This window comes from Pseudomonas sp. NPDC077408 (assembly GCF_050269105.1).
Lineage (GTDB): Bacteria > Pseudomonadota > Gammaproteobacteria > Pseudomonadales > Pseudomonadaceae > Stutzerimonas.
The window spans coordinates 20,030-39,278 of the sequence record NZ_JBNNHS010000004.1; the positions used below are offsets into that span (position 1 = coordinate 20,030).

The 19,249-nt window shown below is 60.0% G+C and carries 18 protein-coding genes; 1 reads left to right on the forward strand and 17 read right to left on the reverse strand.

Annotated elements, in window-relative coordinates:
• Positions 1-47: 47 nt before the first annotated feature.
• The 5 genes from ACQKEK_RS12625 to ACQKEK_RS12645 are packed head-to-tail and all read right to left on the reverse strand — an operon-like array spanning position 48 to position 5,471.
• Positions 48-218: a hypothetical protein gene (locus tag ACQKEK_RS12625; RefSeq protein WP_319299179.1), complete on the reverse strand. Its 171-nt coding sequence runs from the start codon at positions 216-218 to the stop codon at positions 48-50.
• 56 nt (positions 219-274) lie between these two features.
• A complete protein-coding gene (locus tag ACQKEK_RS12630; protein ID WP_423836949.1) occupies positions 275-1,258 on the reverse strand; it encodes a lipid A deacylase LpxR family protein in 984 nt (327 codons plus the stop codon).
• The gene (locus ACQKEK_RS12635; protein WP_499142977.1) at positions 1,258-2,700 is read right to left on the reverse strand and encodes an efflux transporter outer membrane subunit; all 1,443 of its coding nucleotides are present in this window, start codon (positions 2,698-2,700) and stop codon (positions 1,258-1,260) included. The genes ACQKEK_RS12630 and ACQKEK_RS12635 overlap by 1 nt, the downstream gene beginning before the upstream one ends.
• A complete protein-coding gene (locus ACQKEK_RS12640; protein WP_499142979.1) occupies positions 2,697-3,857 on the reverse strand; it encodes an HlyD family secretion protein in 1,161 nt (386 codons plus the stop codon). The genes ACQKEK_RS12635 and ACQKEK_RS12640 overlap by 4 nt, the downstream gene beginning before the upstream one ends.
• Before the next feature lie 3 nt (positions 3,858-3,860).
• Complete coding sequence (locus ACQKEK_RS12645) at positions 3,861-5,471, reverse strand: MFS transporter (protein ID WP_499142980.1); 1,611 nt, start codon at positions 5,469-5,471, stop codon at positions 3,861-3,863.
• 157 nt (positions 5,472-5,628) lie between these two features.
• Between ACQKEK_RS12645 and ACQKEK_RS12650 the strand changes: the two genes are divergently transcribed.
• Positions 5,629-6,282, forward strand: coding sequence for a TetR/AcrR family transcriptional regulator (locus ACQKEK_RS12650; protein ID WP_499142982.1), 654 nt, complete (start codon positions 5,629-5,631; stop codon positions 6,280-6,282).
• 178 nt (positions 6,283-6,460) lie between these two features.
• Here ACQKEK_RS12650 and ACQKEK_RS12655 read toward each other — a convergent pair whose 3' ends face one another.
• The 12 genes from ACQKEK_RS12655 to ACQKEK_RS12710 all read right to left on the reverse strand — a co-directional run bounded on the left by ACQKEK_RS12655 (position 6,461) and on the right by ACQKEK_RS12710 (position 19,249).
• Positions 6,461-6,838, reverse strand: a complete 378-nt coding sequence (locus ACQKEK_RS12655; protein ID WP_499142984.1) for an MmyB family transcriptional regulator — start codon at positions 6,836-6,838, stop codon at positions 6,461-6,463.
• Between the two features lie 793 nt (positions 6,839-7,631).
• The gene (locus ACQKEK_RS12660; RefSeq protein ID WP_499142986.1) at positions 7,632-8,378 is read right to left on the reverse strand and encodes an alpha/beta fold hydrolase; all 747 of its coding nucleotides are present in this window, start codon (positions 8,376-8,378) and stop codon (positions 7,632-7,634) included.
• Between the two features lie 44 nt (positions 8,379-8,422).
• Complete coding sequence (locus ACQKEK_RS12665; RefSeq protein ID WP_499142988.1) at positions 8,423-9,295, reverse strand: cache domain-containing protein; 873 nt, start codon at positions 9,293-9,295, stop codon at positions 8,423-8,425.
• A gap of 43 nt (positions 9,296-9,338) precedes the next feature.
• Positions 9,339-10,463, reverse strand: coding sequence for an acyl-CoA dehydrogenase family protein (locus ACQKEK_RS12670; RefSeq protein ID WP_486036402.1), 1,125 nt, complete (start codon positions 10,461-10,463; stop codon positions 9,339-9,341).
• A gap of 44 nt (positions 10,464-10,507) precedes the next feature.
• The gene (locus ACQKEK_RS12675; RefSeq protein WP_255962024.1) at positions 10,508-11,308 is read right to left on the reverse strand and encodes a crotonase/enoyl-CoA hydratase family protein; all 801 of its coding nucleotides are present in this window, start codon (positions 11,306-11,308) and stop codon (positions 10,508-10,510) included.
• Positions 11,305-12,378 carry an acyl-CoA dehydrogenase family protein gene (locus ACQKEK_RS12680; protein WP_499142990.1) on the reverse strand — a complete coding sequence of 358 codons (1,074 nt, stop codon included), beginning with the start codon at positions 12,376-12,378 and terminating at the stop codon, positions 11,305-11,307. The genes ACQKEK_RS12675 and ACQKEK_RS12680 overlap by 4 nt, the downstream gene beginning before the upstream one ends.
• Positions 12,379-12,380: 2 nt before the next feature.
• Positions 12,381-13,529: an acyl-CoA dehydrogenase family protein gene (locus tag ACQKEK_RS12685; RefSeq protein ID WP_255962027.1), complete on the reverse strand. Its 1,149-nt coding sequence runs from the start codon at positions 13,527-13,529 to the stop codon at positions 12,381-12,383.
• A 137-nt stretch (positions 13,530-13,666) separates the two neighbouring features.
• Positions 13,667-14,974 (reverse strand): amidohydrolase family protein, encoded by a 1,308-nt coding sequence (locus ACQKEK_RS12690; protein WP_042928790.1) that lies wholly within the window; start codon positions 14,972-14,974, stop codon positions 13,667-13,669.
• A gap of 231 nt (positions 14,975-15,205) precedes the next feature.
• The gene (locus tag ACQKEK_RS12695) at positions 15,206-16,480 is read right to left on the reverse strand and encodes a cytochrome P450 (protein ID WP_255962028.1); all 1,275 of its coding nucleotides are present in this window, start codon (positions 16,478-16,480) and stop codon (positions 15,206-15,208) included.
• A 163-nt stretch (positions 16,481-16,643) separates the two neighbouring features.
• Entirely contained in the window at positions 16,644-17,147 is a 504-nt protein-coding gene (locus ACQKEK_RS12700) for a carboxymuconolactone decarboxylase family protein (RefSeq protein ID WP_255962029.1), read from the reverse strand.
• A gap of 24 nt (positions 17,148-17,171) precedes the next feature.
• Positions 17,172-18,347 carry a thiolase family protein gene (locus tag ACQKEK_RS12705; protein WP_499142992.1) on the reverse strand — a complete coding sequence of 392 codons (1,176 nt, stop codon included), beginning with the start codon at positions 18,345-18,347 and terminating at the stop codon, positions 17,172-17,174.
• On the reverse strand, positions 18,344-19,249 hold the full coding sequence (locus ACQKEK_RS12710; RefSeq protein ID WP_131648039.1) for a 3-hydroxyacyl-CoA dehydrogenase: 906 nt from the start codon (positions 19,247-19,249) through the stop codon (positions 18,344-18,346). Before ACQKEK_RS12710 ends, ACQKEK_RS12705 begins: the two co-directional genes overlap by 4 nt.

Consider the following 19,249-nt stretch of genomic DNA (forward strand, 5'->3'; position numbering starts at 1 on the left):
AGCCGACGCCACGCATGGCTTTTCGGCCGCGAAAGACACGGAGCCCATCACACTCCACCAAAGGTGATGTACATCTTGTAGCCCAGTATCGACATCACACCGACGATGCCTAGCCCGATCAGCGCAATCCCCCAGTCCCTTTCGCGCGCGGCGAACCCGACGGTCATCGTCAGGAGCGCCACCAGCACAATGAAAAGCATTACATTCAATTCGTCCATTTCCAGCCACTCCTATAGGATGGTTTGCTCGGGTCGCGCAGCGCCCCTCGTCAGCATTACAACCAGGTCGAAAGCGTGATCGAACCGAACTGGTCGTGCTCCTGTTGTCCCTCGAACTCGCGGGTGCGCCAGACGCTGGCGAACGCCAATTGCCAGCGGCTCCAGGTCAGCACGCCGCCGAGCGTGGCGTCGCCGACCCATTCGCCGCGATCCACCGAATGGCTGTCCTCGAAGGTGTTGCCGTCGAGGAGCATGTTCTGCGCCATATAGCGGCCCTCGAGATTGGCGAAGCCGTACCAACCGAACCCGCTGCCCGCGTGGAAGAACTGGTTGCCGCTTTGCCCAGGAGTGACCGAAGGAATGCTGAAGCTACGCTGCAGGTTCTGCCCGAGCCGCGCCCCCAGGCCTGTCGATGCGTAGGTGTACAGATTGCCGAGCGAGAAGCCCAGGCTGGGGCCGTATTCCAGCTCCAGCCCGCCCATGCGCTTCTGCAGCCACCAGCGGTGCTGGTAGGCCAGATTGACGAAGGGCTCGTTCTCCAATTGATGTTCCCAGCCGTTGGGCTCGTCGCTGCCGGTGGCCTTGTGCACGGCGCGCTGCAGTCGCTTGCCGCCTGCGGCTGGGCCGACGATGCCGACGTCCAGGTGCAGCTCCTCGGCTGAACGCCAGCCCTCGTGCTGGGTGTCGGAGAACAACGACACTCCGGCGAACATCAGCCCCGCATATGGACGGTCGTCCTTGATCAACCAATGGTTTTCGATTTCCTCAGGGGTATAGATCTGATGGCCAAAGTGATAGGCGACATTGTCCACCGCACTGCCCGACCAGCTCGGCAGGAGATCGGCGAGACTACGGCTCCAGTGATCCTGTTCGGGCTCGAAGCCCCAGATTACTTCCAGGCCGTTGCTGTAATGGCCGTCGCTTCCGGAGGAGATGATGTCGTTCTCCGCCTTGATCGACAGCGTATTGGCTTCTGCCGCGGCACAAGCGACCAGCAGCATGACCAGCAGGCCTGGCCGGAGTTGGGTGCGGTATTTCATCAATGATCCCTCGTGATATGTGTCAAAGGAACTGGGTGCTCCTCGCTCGCGTGGATCGCATCCGCCTGCCAGCCCCCCCCCAGCGCCTGGTAGAGGTTGATCAGATTGCCGATGCGGTTTTCTTCGATCTGGATCACCGCCAGCTCGGTGTCGAACAGGTTGCGCTGGGCGTCGAGTTCTTCGAGGTAGGAGGAGTAGCCGCCGCGGTAGCGGTCGCGGGCGATTTCCAGCGACCGCGCCAGAATCTCGCGCCGCGCCTCGACGCGCTCTGCCTGCGCGGCGAACTGCTGGATGCCGGAAAGGGCGCTCTCTACTTCGCTGAAGGCGTTCAGCGCAGAGGCTCGATAACGGTAAGCGGCCTGATCGCGCTGAGCGGTAGCGATCGCAACCCCCGCTTCCAGCCGTCGGCCATTGAACAAAGGCGCCAGTACGCTGCCGCCCAGCCCCCAGACCCGCTCTGGATGGTAGTCCAGCGCGTTGACGAACAACTGGCCGATGTTCGCGGAAAGCTGAACCTGCGGCAGAAAACGATCACGCTCGGCGTCGAGGCTGAGATCGCTCGCGGCCAGCAGCAGTTCGGCCTGACGGATGTCGGGCCGGCGCCGCAACAGCTCCGACGGCAGAGCCGCGGGCACTGCTGGGAGGGCGATGGTGTCGAAGTGGCTGCCGCGCGTGACCGCACCGGGCAGCGTGCCGGTCAGCAGACGGATAGCATTCTCCTGCTGGCGGATCGCCTGTTCCAGTTCGGGAATCAGTTGTGCGGCGGCCTCGTATTCGGACTGCGCCTGGGTCAGCTCCAGTTGCGAGGTGTAGCCGAGGCTCGCCCGGTCGCCGGCGATGCGCAGGGCCTCCTGGCGGGATTCGGCGGTCTGGCGGGTCACCTGCAACTGGTAGTCCAGCGATAGCAGTGGGATGTAGGCCCTGGCCAGGGTGCTGACCACCGCGAGGCGCACCGCATCGTGATCCGCTTCGCTGGCCTGGTAACCCAGCTCGGCCGCTTCCCGCAGCTTGCCCAGACGGCCCCAGACATCAACCTCGTAGGATACCTGCAACTCCGGCTGAAAGGCCGTGGTGTGCTGGATTCCCGTCGTGCCGAGATCACGGATGCGCTGCCCGCCGATCACGGCATCGGCCCTGGGCAGCAGGGACGAGCGCGCCAGCCTAACCTGCTCGCGCGCCTCGTCGATCCGGGACATCGCCGTGAGGATGTCGGTGTTCGAGGCCAGTGCGGTTTCGATCAGGCGGTTCAGTTGCGGATCGGCGAAACCCTGCCACCAGCGCAGTTGGATGGCCGACCTGGCTGCCGTGCCGTCGCGCCAGGCATCCGGCACCTCGACCTGCGCCGCCGGCGGTATCGCCTGCCGAGCCGGCGCGCAAGCGGTCAGGGCCATGGCCAGCAGTAGTGGGGACAACGCCCGGCTGACCCTGTCGGGCCGCGTCATTGCACGCCCTCCTCGTCATCGGCGCTGGTATCGACATGGACGACCACCGAGAGGCCCGGACGCAGGCGCTCGGCCAGCGGCTGCTCGGCATCGATGGCGATGCGCACCGGCAGCCGCTGAACCACCTTGGTGAAGTTGCCGGTGGCGTTGTCGGGCGCCAGCACGCTGAACTCTGAACCGGTGGCAGGCGCCAGCCGCTCGACCCGTCCGGTGAGCGTGGCGCCGTCCAGCGCATCGATATCGAAGGTGACCGGCTGGCCGACGCGCATGTGGTGGATCTGGGTTTCCTTGTAGTTGGCGATGATCCAGAGTTGCCGCGGCACCAGATAGAGCAGTTGCGAACCCGCCGAGACGTACTGTCCGAGGCGCACCGTGACCTGGCTGACCTGGCCGCCTCTCGGCGCCTTGATCAGGGTGTTGGCGAGATCGATTTCAGCCAGGCGCAGGGACGCTTCGGCCAACGCGACCTGGGCCTGGAGCCCGCCCTTGGAGACGCCGGTGGCCTTGAGGCTTTCCTCGGCGATCTGGATCGCGGCTTCCGAGCGCTTGACATTGGCGGCGGCCGAGCGCGCGGTGGCGCGCATCTGGTCGCGCTCGCGAACCGAAACTGAGCCCCACTCGGACAGCTCGTTGACGCGCAGTTCATCGGCCCGCGCACGGTCAAACTCAGCTTTCGCCGCGCCGATTTCGGCGCGTCGGGAAGCCAGCGTCGCCTGATCGGAGGCCAGCGTCTGCACCACGTTATCCAGTTCGAATTGGCGCGCGGCCAGCTCCGCCCTGGCCTGCGCCACCTTCTGACGATAGATGCGGTCGTCGATCCGGATCAGCGCCTGTCCCTGCTCCACCGCTTGGGAATCCTCGACCAGGACTTCAGAGACATAGCCGTTGACCTGCGGTGCCAGCACGGTGATCTGGCCCTGGACATAGGCGTTTTCCGTGGTGACGATGCCGCTGGTAAACGGCGGCAGCCGCCAGGCGTAGAGTATTGCGAGAATCCCGACCAGGGCGACGCCCAGCATCAGAACCACGGTGCGGGCCCTGGGCCTGATCGTCTTCGGCGGCTCGCTCTCGACCGGCCCGGCATCGGCCGGCGCGGCGGATTCCTCCACGACCGGGGCAGCGGGCAGATCTTCGCCGGGCTTCTTTTCGTCGGTCATGGCTCAGGTATCTTGGATATCGGTAGGGGGAGTCACGCTGGCCAGGCTCTCGCGCTTCTTTTGCCGGGCCGCGCGCAGAATGTGGAAGAGCGACCAGCTCAGTACGCTGATGGCCACCAGCCCGATCAGGCGGAACACATCATTGAAGGCCAGCACGTTGGCTTCGCGGCGCACCACCTGGCTCAACTGCGCGGAACCCTGCGCCTGCCTCAGCAGTGGATCGCTAATCAGCGGCGCATAGAGTTGCCCCTGCAGTTGCAGGCGCTGCGCCACGATCGGGTCGGCCGGGTTGATCTGTTCGGTCAGATAACTGGAATGGGCATTCTCACGCACCACCTGGCAGGTGCCGAATACCGCCGGGCCGGCGAGACCGCCGAGGCTCTGGGTGATCGAGAACAGCACGGCGAAGCTCACCAGATAATTCGGCCCGTTCTTCAGCGCCTTCATGACCCCCGTCAACATCAGCGGCCCCATGAACAGGCCGCCGGCGAAGGACAGCATGCCCTGGCTGAGAAACATGTCGTGGGGGCGGGTCAGGTTGGTGGCATCGGTATCCAGAAAGCTGCCCGTCGCGATCAGTACGATGGACAGGACGATCTGCGCGACGATGGTTCTGGGGCCGAAGGTCAGCGCACTGACGACGATGCCGAGCACCAGTCCGATCAGCATCACGGTATAGAGCTCCCGCAACTGATCGGCCCCCATGCCGAGCGTCTGCAGCAACCCGACCGCGCCGTAGTTCTGCTCTGTCAGGACGAAGCGCAGGGCGATCGCGCCGATGGCGAAACGCAGGGTGTCGGCCATACCCAGCCAGCGCGTCTGCACCAGAGCATTTTTCCTATGATGCTCGATCGTCAGGGCGGCGATCATCAGCACCAGGCCGGCGATCAGCGCATAGGCGATCCAGGGCTGCTCGAACCACCACTGCACCCGCCCCTGGGCCAGCACGGCGGCGAACAGCGCCAGCGCCGGAGCGATGAGCAGGAAGGTGAGAAAATCCAGCGGTTCGAATGCCTTGATGTGTTCGCCCGGCGGCAGCTTGAGCACCACCACCGCCGCCAGCGAGCACAGGGCGAGGCCCGCCTCGAATACGTACAGGCGATGCCACTCCCCCAGATCCAGCAAGGCCGGGGACAGCAGCCAGGCCAGCGGCGTCGCCAGTTGGGATATGCCGATGCCGATGATCAGCCCCTTGGGCATGTCGGCCTTGCGAAACGCCTGCAGCATGTAGAGCACGGCCAAGGTGCTGACCGTGGCACCGGCGAAACCGCTGACCGCCCGAACGAATACGGCCATGCCGAAGCCTTCGACGAAGATATGAGTAACGGTCACGAGCGCGTAGATCGTCAGGCCGATCTCCGCGAAACGGCGCAATCCGTATTGCTGCCGAAACTTGATCAGCAGGAGATTGGTGGAAACGTTGACCATCAGGTAGGCGGCGGGCAGCCAGGCGCCCTGCTCGGGCGTCAGCCCCAGCTCCCCCTGGATGGCGGCGAGATTGGCGCTAAACAACGCATTGCCCAGGCCGCCGGTGATGCCAACCAGAATGGCGACGAGCGCATAGGCGAGCCTGACCGGATTGCTGTGCAATGGCGCCGACGGCGAACCCGGCATAGATGGTCGCTCGTGAGGCTCCCAATTCGGATTGGGCTTCAAATACTGGGGCTGGGCCATGCGAGTCGATCTGGGATGAAGCTGCGCATGTTACTTAACTAGAAGTATCTGTCTAGTATTACTGCACTCTTCGCTGCGTTCCGCTAGCATTCAGGCCATGACTCCAGAACTAGCGCCCACCACGCGTCCATCTGTAAAAGCAGGCCGGACGCCCCGCAAGCCACAGCAGGACCGTGGACACGAGCGTGTCGCCGCCATTCTGGATGCCTGCGCGAGGGTGTTGGAGTGTGATGGCGAAGCGGGCTTGACGATGCATCGTCTCGCCAAGGAGTCTGGCACCTCCATTGGCTCGCTTTATCACTTCTTCCCCGACAAGCAGAGCGTCTTCGCCGCCCTCAATCAGCGTCACACCGACGCGCTGTGTACCATCACTAAGCGACTGGAGCAGATCGACGATCACGTCTGGAAGCGTCTTTCTACCGCGCAGATGGTGGAGCGGCTCATCGTTCCCTTTCTTGCATACATTGCCCGCCATCCGGATATCCAATTACTGCTCAGCCCGACCCTGGGCGATCGGCAACTTCATTCGCCAGCGCTTCGCGCTGCAGTGCGCTCGATCTACGAAAGGGTTCTGCACATGAGGTTGCCCGACGCAAGTGCCGAAGATTTGCGTGCCTATAGTGCGGTTCTGTTATCCATACCATCCGGGATGTTCCAATCGTCTACAGAGACGGACGAAAGCCTAGAGCGGATCTGGCTACAGGAAATTCCTCGCGCCCTGATCGGCTATCTCAAGGCGCTTGAGGGCTGAAGCGAGAGCATCATTTCATCAGCAGACGAAAGACGCTGCAGATTCCGCGCGGACAGTCTCCGAGCACCTTGATCGCTCGCAGGGCCCGGTCATTGGTGGAGCGACTTATTCCTCATACTGGTGACGTCGACCAGCCAATATTGAACTTCCGGATCGCGGCTTGCCCTCCCCTCGCCGCCTAATAAACCAGCAGCAGGTCACGGTCGACGTCGATCGTCAGGGACGTATGGTCGAAGACGACCGGGCCAACCTCGGGAACGCTCAGATACCGACCCCCCTGACAAGGGCCGTGGATATCCTGATGGCGCCACCAGGCCCTAAAGTAGGTATCGACCTTTTCCGGATCCTTGACCGGGGTGCCGATGTCCGGATCGAGCGGAGCCCTGACGAAGTCGAGGCGAAAGCTCGACAGGATCTGCAGCGCCTGATCCTGCCAGGGATAGAACAGGGCGCGCATCGAGGGCGCGGAAAACAGTAGCCAGAGCAGGTTGCGGTGCTCGGCCGGAAAGCTCGAGAAACCAAGCAGGCGATCCGTCGCCGCACTCCACGCCAGCACGTCCCACCGCAGGTTAAGCACGTAGGCCGGGCAACGGCAGATCGGCCATCAACCGATGCACCAGGGGCGGAATCTCTAATCGGCGCGACAGAAAGCGAGAGCTAATTCAGCCCGGCAAACTCATACAGAATGCGTTTATCGAATACGTCAATGGCAAGGTCCGGAATAGTGCTTGAGCCAATCTTAGTTCGATCCTGGCCGAGGGCTCAGCATCACTACGCCACACCACTCGCCTTCCAGCGCTAGGAACGTGCTTGCTCGCCATGTTCAAGCCAACCGGGCATGTGCGCTCCCAACGGCGCAGAGCAACTGGGGTAATGGCAAATTCGTTACGATCCGTTCGATGAGTGGCCACCTAAGCCTCACCGATCGCATGTAGGACGTATAGGCTTAAGATGGACATTGCGCCATAGCGCAGCAAATGCGGGCTACTAAAAAAACAGGCCTGAAAGGGACACTACTGGTGGTAATGCATAAAAGCATGGGTGCCCGTTCGAACATTCAACACCCGCCGTTATTTCGACGGACGTATGCGCTTGCTGGCCTACCTGAGACGAAGTGACAAAAAAGCAGAAAGTGCTAAATATCGCAATACGCAACATTTTCATGGCTCATGCCCCTTTTATTCTGTGCGAGGGTGAATGTCCAAGTCTCAAGATAGGCCTTAGCTGGCCCTAGCGCCACTACCACTCGGAGCTTTTTAGGCGTTATCAACAAAAACGTATAACTAATGCCGCTGCTCTAGCGGATCAAGGCTAAGCGGGGCCAGCGATAACGATCACTAAGCTCACAATCAGGATCGTCGACTAATCATCCAGTCAGCCAGCGTCGCGCCGAGCAATTCAGGGTCAGTTACAAACGGTTCATGTGGCGTATCGATTTCGATGAGGTGCTCACAGCCTAATCTTTCAGCGAACCGGCGCTGCCATTCAGGCGGCAAAATGCCATCCCTGGACGTTAGGATGTAAACCGAAGGTATGGCATTTGCGTAGCCTTTTCGGGTTGCTGGCTGGGTGGCTACTGCAGGAGGCGTAACGTCATCGGCTGCTTCTCCCAGTAACCAAACAAGCTGAGCGTCGCTCATATCAGCACCAAACATTGCTTTCAGCATGTCAGCTGGCGGGGTAGTAATAGGATTCAGCGGCCAACCAACCTCATCCGAATTCTGGCCATGCAAGGATGAACCGAGCAGTTGCATGATAGATTGGCCTTCGGCCGGTATCGCAGTTGCGAGGTAGACAAGCCGCGAGTAAAGCGACCGATCTTCGATGACCATCATTGGCAGCAAAACACCTGCAATCGAGTGGCCGAGCAGCACCGCGTCGCGAACGTTCGCAGCTCTCAACTCGTCGTTGAGTTCTTTGACAATGTCGCCGAGGGTCAGCGTCGTTACATCCCGCCCACGCTTCGTGCCGCAACCAGGCATATCAAGGCAGATGACCCGCTCGAACAAGGCCTCGCGCTGCTTGACCGCATCGACAAAAAACTTCCAGCACCAAGACCCGTGTTGCCCGCCATGAAGCAATACCAGATCGGTCATCGGTCCACCCTCCCTTTAACATCCTGTCCCACGCCGGCCGGCTTTCAATCCAGTTTCATTGATTTTTCATACGAACCGACCGCGACGGCATAACCATCGACCTTTTTTAAAAGGGTCTTCTTGTACTCGGTTTGGCCGGTTACAGGGTTGCGCCATATATATGAGACTTGCCCGGTATCGCCCTGCGCCATAGCGCGCAGCATCTGCTTACCTATCGGCTGGCCGTCGGCAGAGCGTAACGCCTGAAAATCGGTGCCTACCAGGCGGCGTATGAAGCCATGAGCAATAAACTTCTGAGTGTTCAAATCAACGACGAATGCGTACAGGTCATCCTGGCTCAGCGCCTTGTCGTGCCTGTTGATTCGGTCGAAAGTCGTCTTCGGATCGGCTTTTACTTCGCTGGCGACTTTCTCCAGCAACTCTTCTGCCGCTTCACTGCTGGAGCGAGGCATGTAGTAGCCGACTGAGATGATGCGGTCGCCAACTCGCTGATAGAACACCTGCTTGCGTTCGACCTTGCCATGCTGCCAGTTCCACCAGCGGTAATCCGCGCTGCGTACCGTACCGTCTTCAGGCGCTTTCAATGCGGCTTCGAACGCAGCCTTCAGGTCCTCGTCCAGAACATTGGTGACCTGCTTGCCGATCAGCGTCGCTGAAGGGCCACCACTGGCGAGCATCACCCCGGAGGTATCGACAACATAGATGTAGAGTTCACCATCGATGTAATCGCCTTGTCGGCTGAACTTGGCCAACGCCTTGTCGCCTTCCGCCTGGTAAGCCGTCACGGCTTTGCCCAACAGCGCCTTGGCGCGTTCGGCCTCAGCGCTGTAGTCGTCCGCCTGACTGACGGGCTGGGCAACGCTCAGCAACGAAACCGCACTCAGGCACAAAGCAAGAAAGACTCGATAGAAGCCCATGGGTGTCATTCTCCTAGGTCCCGCTGGCTGGCATTTGGAAATGTCACAAAGCGCGGCCAATAATTTCTTTCATGATTTCCGAGGTACCGCCATATATACGCGCCACTCGGGCATCGACCCAGGCACGGCTAATCTTGTATTCGCTCATGAATCCATAGCCGCCATGAAGCTGAAGGAACTCATCGAGCAATTTGCCCTGCATTTCGGAACCCAGCAGTTTCGCCATGGCTGCGACGTCAGGTGCAAGCTCGCCACGCATGACCTTTTCCAAACAATCATCAACGAATACACGCAGCATGGTCGCCTGCGCCTTGGCCTCCGCCAGTTTGAAGCGTGTGTTCTGGAAATCCAACACCGGCTTGCCGAACACTTTGCGCTCGCGCGTGTAGTCAATGGTTTCCTGCAGCAGCGTATCGATTGACTGCGCTGCGCGAATCGCGATGATCAGCCGCTCCCAGGCAAGTTGATGGGTGAGGTACTTGAAGCCCTTGCCCTCCTCGCCCAAGCGATTACCTGCCGGCACGCGCACTTCATCGAAGAACAACTCGGCGGTGTCTTGTCCTTTGAGGCCGATCTTTTCCAGCCGCCGTCCTTTGGAAAACCCCTCGCGCTCTTCTTCGATACAAATCAGCGTCAGCTCTTTAGCGGCTGGATCGAGCTTGGTCGCCGTAACGATCAACCCTGCATTGCTGCCGTTGGTAATGAAGGTTTTCTGCCCGGAAACGATGTAGTCATCGCCATCACGTCGGGCCAGTGTGCGCATCGAACGCAGATCGCTGCCGATGCCCGGTTCGCTCATGGCGATTACGCCGATCAGCTCACCGCTGACCATGCGCGGAAGCCACTTCTGCTTCTGCTCTTCACTGCCATAAGCGACGATGTAGGGCGCGACGATTTCCGAATGAGTGGTAAACCCGACGGCGGTCGCATTGGCCCGCGCAAGCTCCTCGATCATTACGGCGGAGTGGCCGAAGTCGCCACCGGAGCCACCGTATTCTTCAGGCACGGTCGAACAGAGCAACCCCAATTCGCCGGCCTTGAGCCAGACCTCCTTGGGCACGATGCCGTTCTTTTCCCACTCATGCAGGTTCGGTACGATTTCGCGATCAACGAAACGCCGGGCCATTTCGCGGAACATATTGTGATCTTCGCGGAAAACTCCACGCATCATTACTACTCCTAAATTCTTCGTTGCTTCTGCACAGGCGCTAATTATCGATCCAGGTAGTCAGGGTTACGCTTCTCGACGAAGGCAGCCACCGCTTCATGATGATCCTCTGTGTGATGCGCCAAGGATTGGTACGCCGCGGATAGCTCCAGCAATGAGTCGAGTCGCATATGCTGGCCTTCGCGCAATAGGCGCTTGCACAGCCGTAGCGCATGCCCAGGATTGGCGGCGATCCGCTGAGCCAACGCCTGCGCTTCCGCCTGCAGCGTTTCATGTGTGCAGACTTGCTCCACCAAACCCCACTCCAATGCTTTCGCAGCATTGATGGTGTCGCCGGTGAACGCCATCAGGCTGGCCTTGGGGATTCCGATGATTCGCGGCAGCAACCAGGCGCCGCCATCTCCCGGAACGATGCCAAGGCGCACGAAGCTCTCAGCAAACAGCGCCGAGCTCGCAGCCAGACGGATGTCGCACATACAGGCCAAATCGAGGCCCGCACCGATCGCCGGGCCGTTGACCGCAGCGATTATGGGAATGTCTAGCTCATACAACGCGATCGGGATCCTTTGAATACCGTCACGATAGGTGTTGCGCAGCTCATACGGCGAACCGGCAAAGATACCCGCGCGGTCGCGCATGTCCTTGACGTTGCCACCGGCGCAGAATGCACTGCCATTACCGGTCAACACCATTACCCGCGCCGTGCGGTCGCTGCGCAACTGAGCACAGAGATCGACGAACTCCTGAATCTGTTCGGGGGAAGTCAATGCATTGCGGGTTTCGGGATGGTTCATGCGAACGGTGACGATGCCGCCATCACGCTCGATTTGCAGGAATGTACTCATAGTGGTTTCTCCGCAAGGGTTGAGAGCGACTGGCTGGCATGGCCAGTGATCAGCGGCCAATAGCCTCCACTACCTGATGAGCAGACCAGCTGGCCGATGCGCTGGCTCCAGACGCTGGCCGAGCCGAACTCGCTGCGCCAGGCCCACAGCCGGCGGGAAAACAGATGCAGCGAATATTCCTGGGTAAAGCCGATGGCACCGTGCACCGAATGGGCAATGCCTGCGCCAGCGCTGGCCGCCTCGGCACAGCTGACCTTCGCAGCCGCAATGGTCAGCCCCGCAAGTGCGGCATCCGACTCAGCAAAGGCTGCCTCGGCAGCGACGTTCGCGGCTGCCGTCTGTTCGGCGAATACCGCAAGCTGCTGTTGAATGGCCTGGAATGCACCAATTGGCCGCCCGAACTGTGAGCGCTCAGTGGCGTAGCTCGATGTCATATCCAGCAGCGTATGCAAAGCACCAGCAATCTGCGCCGAGCGCAGCATGGCGCCACCCAAAAGCAGCACATCGGCGGACAGCTCGCCAGGCAACGGAGCGCAAGCCAATACATGAGCATTGTCGAAATGCAGGGAGTCGCGAGGCTCTCCCGCGACGTTCAAGCTAAGCGTCTGACCGGCCGCGCTGGCTACCGACAGCAGCACGACGCTGGGCGTCTCGCTAGTCGCATCGGCTACAGCGACCAGCGTCTCGACATGACGACCCCACGGCACGCCCCGCACGGTGCCGTGTACCACCCCTCCATTCAGACTCAGCTGCGCATTGGCTGAAAAACTGATGGCCGCGGTCCTCGGCTCAAGCCCGGCCTTACCCAGCAACCAGTTGGCCAATAGCGCTTCGCCCAGCGGCACAGGCGCGGCGTACCGTCCAGCAGCGCGTGCCAAGACATACACATCACCCCATCCCGCTTGTGCTCCGCCAAGGGATTCTGGAACAGCAGCCAGCGCAAACCCGGACTCTTCCACCGCTGCCCAAAGCTGCGCAGGCCACTCGCCGCCTTCGCAGCCTTGTACGTATTCAAGTGTCGCCAGATCAGCGAGCAGGCGCTCGATAGTCGATTCGAATAGTTCTCGCATGATTATCGCAACCCCAATCCGCGCGCGATGATCCCGCGCAGGATTTCGCGGGTGCCTCCGCGCAGTGAGAAAGACGGTGCCATTTGAGTCAGGTAGGCAAGAACCTGCGCGTGTTCGCTACCGCCGTTCTGACAAGGCTCAGCTTCGAGCAGCAATTGGGCGATCTCGGGTATTTCCTGTTCGAACTGGTTACCCAGGTCTTTCACGCATGACGCAGCCCAGGCTGGATGTTCGCCGGCAGCCAATTGTGAGGTCACTGCCAGCGACATGTTGCGCAACGTCAGCAGCTTCGCGGTCAGTCGCCCAATTTCGCGGCTTTGCAAAGCGTCCGGCGCTGTGCCCATCCCGGCGATCAACGTTTTGAGCAGCTCTATACAGCTGAGAAAACGCTCCGGGCCGCTGCGCTCGAAAGCCAATTCGGCCGTTACCTGGTCCCAGCCTTTGCCCTCGGTCCCAATCAGCGCGTCTGCATCGAGTTGCACATTGTCGAAGAACACCTCATTGAAATGCTCGCCGCCAGCAAGATCGCGGATTGGCCGAATGGTGATGCCCGGCAACTTAAGATCGACAATGAACTGCGACATGCCTTCGTGACGCGCCGCTTGTCTTTCACCGGTGCGCACCAAGGCGATCATGTAGTGCGAGTGCTGCGCGTTGGTCGTCCAGACCTTTTGCCCATTGAGCAGCCAGCCGGCGTCATTACGCACAGCTGAAGTCTTGATCGAAGCGAGATCGGAGCCGGAGTTCGGTTCGCTCATGCCGATGCAGAAATAACTCTCACCACAGCAAATCGATGGCAGATAGCGCGCTCTCTGCGCCTCGGTGCCGAATCGGTTGATCAGCGGTCCGCTCTGCCGGTCAGCAATCCAATGCGCCGAAACCGGCGCGCCGGCTGCGAGCAACTCTTCGATGATCACGTAACGCGCAAACGGACCTGCCGCGGCGCCGCCATACTGCTCGGGCAACGCCATGCCAACCCAGCCCTGGGCGCCTAGCTTGCGACTGAAGGCAGCATCGAAACCCATCCAGGACTGCGCTCTGGCTGTCGCCGGATAGTCGGCAAGATTGCTTTTTAGAAACTCCCGCACCTCAGCCCGAAGGGACTCGGCCTCGGCGGGAATTTTGCTGTAACTGAACTGAGTGATAGACATGTGCACGCTCATCAACTGGGCGCAAGGCTCTAGAACTAGCCCCAGGGCAGGCGCACTCGCGAGGCGTTAGTACCTATCGCAAATGAACCTGCCCCAACGGGGAGTTGCCGCGCCTTGCCGATACTTTTTACGGCCTGTTAGAGAGCAGTTCCGGCATCAGCCTTCTCGAACATCGCGTTGATGTCCCCCGACGTGACCGGCTTGCCGTCATTGCGTCCGTGGTCGGCGCCGCCGAGCCCCAATGCGGGCTCGATCTTGACGTGCGTCGCTTTCTTACGAAGCTCGCCTACCGTGCAGTTCTCGCGCCCATGAATGGAGAATGGATCGAAGGAGAATTCACGCATGGCGTTGAGGTGGGTGACCTTGTCGATGGTTTCCTTGGACAGGTGCTGCAGCCCTTCCCATGCGGACTCCGGCGAGTTCGGCCAGGTGCAATCCGAGTGCGGGTAGTCGCTTTCCCAGGTAACCATGTCTTCGTTCATGAATTTCAGGTTCTGCAGACCGAAGTTATCCTCGATGAAGCAGGTGATGAAATGCTTGTGGAAGATGTCGCTGGGCATCTGCCCGCCGAAGTTCGAGTTGGTCCACGCGTTGTGGTGGCGGTGCGTGAAATCGGCGCGCTCGAGCAGATAAGGAATCCAGCCGATGCTGCCCTCGGACAGCGCCATGCGCAGGTTGGGGAATTTCTTCCACATCGGTGCCCAGATCCAATCGGCCGCGGAGTTGGCGATGGAAATAGGCATGGACGTGATCCAGGCATCGATTGGCGAAAGGTCAGAGGCATGATTGGCCTTTACACCAGTACCAATGTGGCAGCAGATCACGACGTTATTATCCGAACAGGCTTGCCAGAGCGGATCCCAGTAATCGCTGTGGATCGACGGGTAGCCGTGGATCGCCGGATTGTCCGACAGTGACAGCGCATGCACACCCTGTTTCGCCAGGCGCGTAACCTCGGCGGCGGCGGCCTGCATGTCCCACCAAGGAACGAGCATCAGCGGAATGAAGCGGCCCGGCGCAGCGTTGCACCAGTCGTGCAGATGCCAGTCGTTGTAGGCCTGGATCGCGGCCAGGGACACGGCGCGATCCGGATGATTCTGGAAACGCTGACCGGCAAAACCTGGGAACGTCGGGAAGCACAGCGAGCCGAGCACGCCGTTGGCGTTCATGTCGTCGACACGATCAGCGACGCTCCAGGTACCGCGACGCATCTGGTCATAACCCAACGGCTCCATGCCGTACTCTTCCTTCGGTCGGCCAACTACCGAGTTCAGGCCCATGTAGCCGGTGGCCTGCTCTTCGAAAACCCATACATCACGGTCGCCGCGCTTGACGACATGAGGCTCGCGCCCTTTGAAGCGCTCAGGCATGTGGCGAGCAAAGGCGTTTGGTGGCTCGATGGCATGGTCATCAACGCTGACGAGAATGAGATCTTCAACCTTCATTGTTCTTCCCCTTCGCAAATGGGTTTGTTGTTGTGTTCAAAGCATAGAACACGTTGCGATCAAATTAAACACATATTTAGATTGTGTTCAAATCTAATCTTGAGAGCGAACACATTCTTTTACTGTTACCAGACACCACGGGATTCAACGAGGGGAAAACAACAAGGCAGGCGCCCTTCCCTGCGGGGCAGGAAAGGGCTGGATGTGGCGTGAGGGCAGTAAGCCCGTGCCTCAATCCCAGAGGACGTGGAGGTAGTGAGGCCCGCGCAACTGAGCGCCGATAATCTCTGGTGCAGGCTTCGAAGGATCCAGGCGGATATTCGGCATAAGGTCGAGGATCGCGTTCAGTGCGCAGTTGAGTTCCGTCTTCGCGACGAATTGCCCGATGCACATATGCGGCCCAAAACCAAAGCCGAACGAGGGTTTTGGTCGTCTGTCGATGTCGAATACGTCGCCGTGCTCGAAGGCATCCTCATCACGGTTCGCCGAGGTGACGATGCACTGCACCATAGCCCCTTTGGGAATCTGCACACCGCGGATTTCCATGTCCTTAGCTGCCTGACGCACCTTGAAGGTGGCGACGGGCTCCAGCCGCACCGCTTCATCGATGGCCTTGGAAACCAGGCTGCGATCGTTGCGCACCCGCTCCAGTACGTCAGGGTTCTCGAGCAACAACGTCATCAGCGTACCGAACGTACGCGTAGTTGTTTCGCTGGCCGCCGGCAGCAGCGAACGCACAAAGGTTGCTATTTCATGATCATCGAGCGAGCGACCCTCATACTCTGCACGGATCAGCCTACTGATCAGGTCATCCCCTTCAGCGCCGGAGACGCGGCGCTCAGCCACTACCACCTTGACGACGTCGTACAGCGCCTTAGCAGCTTCCATCGCGGCACCACGCGCGGCGGCGGCTTTTTCCGGATCCACTTGCGGGCCGGCAAGGATCGCCAGCGCCCAGGCAGCATATTGTTCGATCTCGTCCGGACGATCCTCAGGGAAGCCGATCAGGGAATAGATAACCCGAATCGGAAAATACAGGGCAAAGTCCATCAGATCGCCGCCTTTGCTCGGCACCAGCGGCTTAATGTATTCCTCGCGGATAACGCGGTCGATCTTGGTTTCTTTCCAGCGGTTGACGGTTTCGGGCATGAACACCGGCTGCAGCAGGTTGCGAATGTTCTTGTGCGCGTCTCCATCCATCGCAGTGAGGATCAGCCCGTCAAAAAACGCGCCCAGGCCTTCAGCGATAAAACCGCTGGTGAAGTTGCTGGCATCGCGCATCACTGCCATGACATCGTTGTATTTGAACAAGGTGAACGTAGGGCGGTTGGCGTCCAGCCCGGCGATGCTCGGCACCCCCAGACGCGCCATGAAGTTTTCTTCAAGAACCGGCGAATTCATGCGCATCTCGCGATATACCGCATGAAGGTCCACATCGCTTCCACGATAGTTGCTGGCGACGTCCGCGAACGCCTTGCCTAGATTGTCCCGCGCCTGTGTAGACATTGTTCTTCTCCTTGTTATTGTTCAGGCATACGCCGTTGCGTCTAAAAGCCGCCTGCATAGGCGAGATACTAGGCTCAACCGACTACTTATTGAACGGCTTTTTACATTTCGATCAAATTTACTGGACGGTCTGCTCCACATCCATCCCAGGGCGTCGCCCCGCTCAATACGCCTGCTGCACATAGGTCATCCGACCGCCCGCCAGCATCAGCGCGCAATACATGTTCAGTTCGACCACTTGAGCCACGGAGAAGAACTCGGCGAGACGCGCATAGTGTTCGTCGCTGATGGCCATGTAATCGCTGGCGAACAATTCAGCGAAGATCAAAGCAGCTCTTTCAGACGGCTCGAAACGATCGCTATCTGAAGAAAGACAGGCGATGTCATCTTCCGTCACTTGGTCGGATTTACGAGCGAGTTGGCACGCTTGGCAGGTGGTGATGCTGGCGATTTTCAGGCGCACTAATTCACGCAGGCGCTCATCGAGCAGGCTGTCCTGATGCAGGCTTTCCAGCAAACCAAGCCAGGCTAATGCTGCACTGGGCCGATGCGCCCAGACCTGAACAGGTCTGGGCGAGCTCAGCATTCGACTTTGCTGGCCGCGCGCAACGGCGCTACGCAACTCTTTCGGCATTTCATCCAGCGGAACGAAAGACACGCGCGCCATAGCCGCTACCTCACTGTCGGAAGATCAGTCGAGCCGCTCGATAATCGTTGCAGTACCCAGGCCGCCAGCGCAACAGATCGCCTGCAGGCCATAGCGGGCGCCCCGCCGCTCAAGTTCATTGAGCAGCGTAGTCATCAGCCGCGCGCCACTGGCACCCAGCGGGTGACCCAACGCAATGGCTCCGCCGTTGACGTTGAGCTTGTCATGCGGCACACCGATTTCTTGCATCCAGGCAAGCGGTACCGACGCGAAGGCTTCGTTGACCTCGAAAAGATCGATGTCATCGATGGACAAACCAGCCTTGTCCAGCACCTTTTTGGTCGCCTCGATAGGGCCGGTCAACATCAGTGTTGGGTCTGCACCTACGGTCGCGAAGGCGCGGATGCGCGCGCGAGCCTTGAGGCCCAGCTGCTTGGCGGTGTCCGCGGACATCAACAGCAGCGCAGCAGCGCCATCGGATATCTGCGATGAATTACCTGCAGTGATCCGTCCATTCTCCGGGCGGAAACTGGTTTTCAGCGTCGAGAGCTTTTCCCTCGAGGTATCGCGACGGATGGTTTCGTCCGCCGCCAGATCAGCTGCTGGTTCGGTCAGCGCGTGCTCACGCAACAACTCGACCGGTACCGGAACGATCTGGCTATCGAAATAACCCGCATCAGCTGCCTTCGCGGCACGCTGATGACTTTCGAAAGCGTAGTCGTCCAACGCTTCGCGACTGAGTGACCATTTGTCAGCCATCCGCTCGGAGGCCTCGCCCTGGCTCGTCAGCTCGTAACGCTCTGCCGCCATCCAACCAAAGGCTTCGCCGTGGATTTCACGATTGCTACCCATGGGCACGCGGCTCATGTTTTCCGCACCGCCTGCAACGATGACATCAGCCATACCAGACGCGATAGCGCCTGCCGCAGCATGCACCGCAGCTTCGCCCGAGCCACACTTGCGGTCGAGTGTCAGCCCCGGAATCGTCACCGGCCAGCCAGCGCCGAGAAGCGCGGTGCGGGCGATGTTTGCTGATTGCTCACCGATCTGCGTAACACAGCCGAAAATCACATCGTCGACCTGCGATGGCGATAGGTCGACACGCTCGAGCAGCTTGCCGATGACCAGCGAACCCAGATGGTCGGCTCGCACGCCCGCAAGACTTCCACGGAAACGACCGACCGGCGTCCGCACCGCATCAACAATTACGATGTCTTTCATAGCGCACTCGCCTTGAGGCCGGAGCCCGGCACTCGGTTACCGTCCTCGTAACGATAGACGCCATGCCCCGTCTTGCGACCCAGACGTCCGGCGGCAACCATCTTGATGATCAGCGGACAGGGTCGGAATTTCTCTCCCAGTGTCTGGTGCAAGTACCGCAGCACCGACAAGCGAGTATCCCAACCTGTCAGATCGCCGAGTTCCAGCGGCCCCATCGGATGGTTGAAACCCATGCGCAGCGCAGTGTCGATATCTTCGGCCGTCGCCGTGCCTTCCTGCAGCATGTACATGGCTTCGTTACCAAGTAGAGCGGACATGCGGCTGGTAGTAAGGCCGGGCGACTCGTTGACGGTGATCGAAGTCTTGCCGATCGCATCGCACAGGGCCTTGGTACGCACGACGACCTCGTCAGTGGTGGCTAGGCCGCGCACCAGTTCGACCAACTTCATCTTGTGCACTGGATTGAAGAAATGCATGCCAACGACCCGGTCGGCAAAGCCGGGCACCGATGCGGCAATCTCGGTGACGCTCAGCGCTGAAGTATTGGTCGCAATGATCGCGTTCGGTGCCAGCAGAGGCGCAGCCTGACCGAGAACGGCTTTCTTCACGGCCAGCTGTTCGGAAACGGTCTCCACCAGCCAGTTGGCGCCAAGCGCCGCCTCGCTCAAATCACCACAGGTAATCAAATTCGCCAGCGAAGATTGGGCGACCTCATCGGTAATCTTTCCCAGCTTGACGCCGGTGCTGAGGATGTTTTCGATGTTGCCTTTGGCACGAGTGAGCGACTCGGCGTGAGTATCCACCAACAAGGTGGCGAATCCTGAACTGGCGAATGCATGCGCAATGCCGGTACCCATCAAGCCGGCACCAACCACTACAATTTTGTCTTCTTTATTAGTCAT

Excerpts from the sequence above, each read along its gene's own strand:
- ACQKEK_RS12625 (WP_319299179.1), bottom strand. The coding sequence starts at position 218 with ATGGACGAATTGAATGTAATGCTTTTCATTGTGCTGGTGGCGCTCCTG.
- ACQKEK_RS12630 (WP_423836949.1), bottom strand. The coding sequence starts at position 1,258 with ATGAAATACCGCACCCAACTCCGGCCAGGCCTGCTGGTCATGCTGCTG.
- ACQKEK_RS12635 (WP_499142977.1), bottom strand. The coding sequence starts at position 2,700 with ATGACGCGGCCCGACAGGGTCAGCCGGGCGTTGTCCCCACTACTGCTG.
- ACQKEK_RS12640 (WP_499142979.1), bottom strand. The coding sequence starts at position 3,857 with ATGACCGACGAAAAGAAGCCCGGCGAAGATCTGCCCGCTGCCCCGGTC.
- ACQKEK_RS12645 (WP_499142980.1), bottom strand. The coding sequence starts at position 5,471 with ATGCCGGGTTCGCCGTCGGCGCCATTGCACAGCAATCCGGTCAGGCTC.
- ACQKEK_RS12650 (WP_499142982.1), top strand. The coding sequence starts at position 5,629 with ATGACTCCAGAACTAGCGCCCACCACGCGTCCATCTGTAAAAGCAGGC.
- ACQKEK_RS12660 (WP_499142986.1), bottom strand. The coding sequence starts at position 8,378 with ATGACCGATCTGGTATTGCTTCATGGCGGGCAACACGGGTCTTGGTGC.
- ACQKEK_RS12665 (WP_499142988.1), bottom strand. The coding sequence starts at position 9,295 with ATGGGCTTCTATCGAGTCTTTCTTGCTTTGTGCCTGAGTGCGGTTTCG.
- ACQKEK_RS12670 (WP_486036402.1), bottom strand. The coding sequence starts at position 10,463 with ATGCGTGGAGTTTTCCGCGAAGATCACAATATGTTCCGCGAAATGGCC.
- ACQKEK_RS12675 (WP_255962024.1), bottom strand. The coding sequence starts at position 11,308 with ATGAGTACATTCCTGCAAATCGAGCGTGATGGCGGCATCGTCACCGTT.
- ACQKEK_RS12680 (WP_499142990.1), bottom strand. The coding sequence starts at position 12,378 with ATGCGAGAACTATTCGAATCGACTATCGAGCGCCTGCTCGCTGATCTG.
- ACQKEK_RS12685 (WP_255962027.1), bottom strand. The coding sequence starts at position 13,529 with ATGTCTATCACTCAGTTCAGTTACAGCAAAATTCCCGCCGAGGCCGAG.
- ACQKEK_RS12690 (WP_042928790.1), bottom strand. The coding sequence starts at position 14,974 with ATGAAGGTTGAAGATCTCATTCTCGTCAGCGTTGATGACCATGCCATC.
- ACQKEK_RS12695 (WP_255962028.1), bottom strand. The coding sequence starts at position 16,480 with ATGTCTACACAGGCGCGGGACAATCTAGGCAAGGCGTTCGCGGACGTC.
- ACQKEK_RS12700 (WP_255962029.1), bottom strand. The coding sequence starts at position 17,147 with ATGGCGCGCGTGTCTTTCGTTCCGCTGGATGAAATGCCGAAAGAGTTG.
- ACQKEK_RS12705 (WP_499142992.1), bottom strand. The coding sequence starts at position 18,347 with ATGAAAGACATCGTAATTGTTGATGCGGTGCGGACGCCGGTCGGTCGT.
- ACQKEK_RS12710 (WP_131648039.1), bottom strand. The coding sequence starts at position 19,249 with ATGACTAATAAAGAAGACAAAATTGTAGTGGTTGGTGCCGGCTTGATG.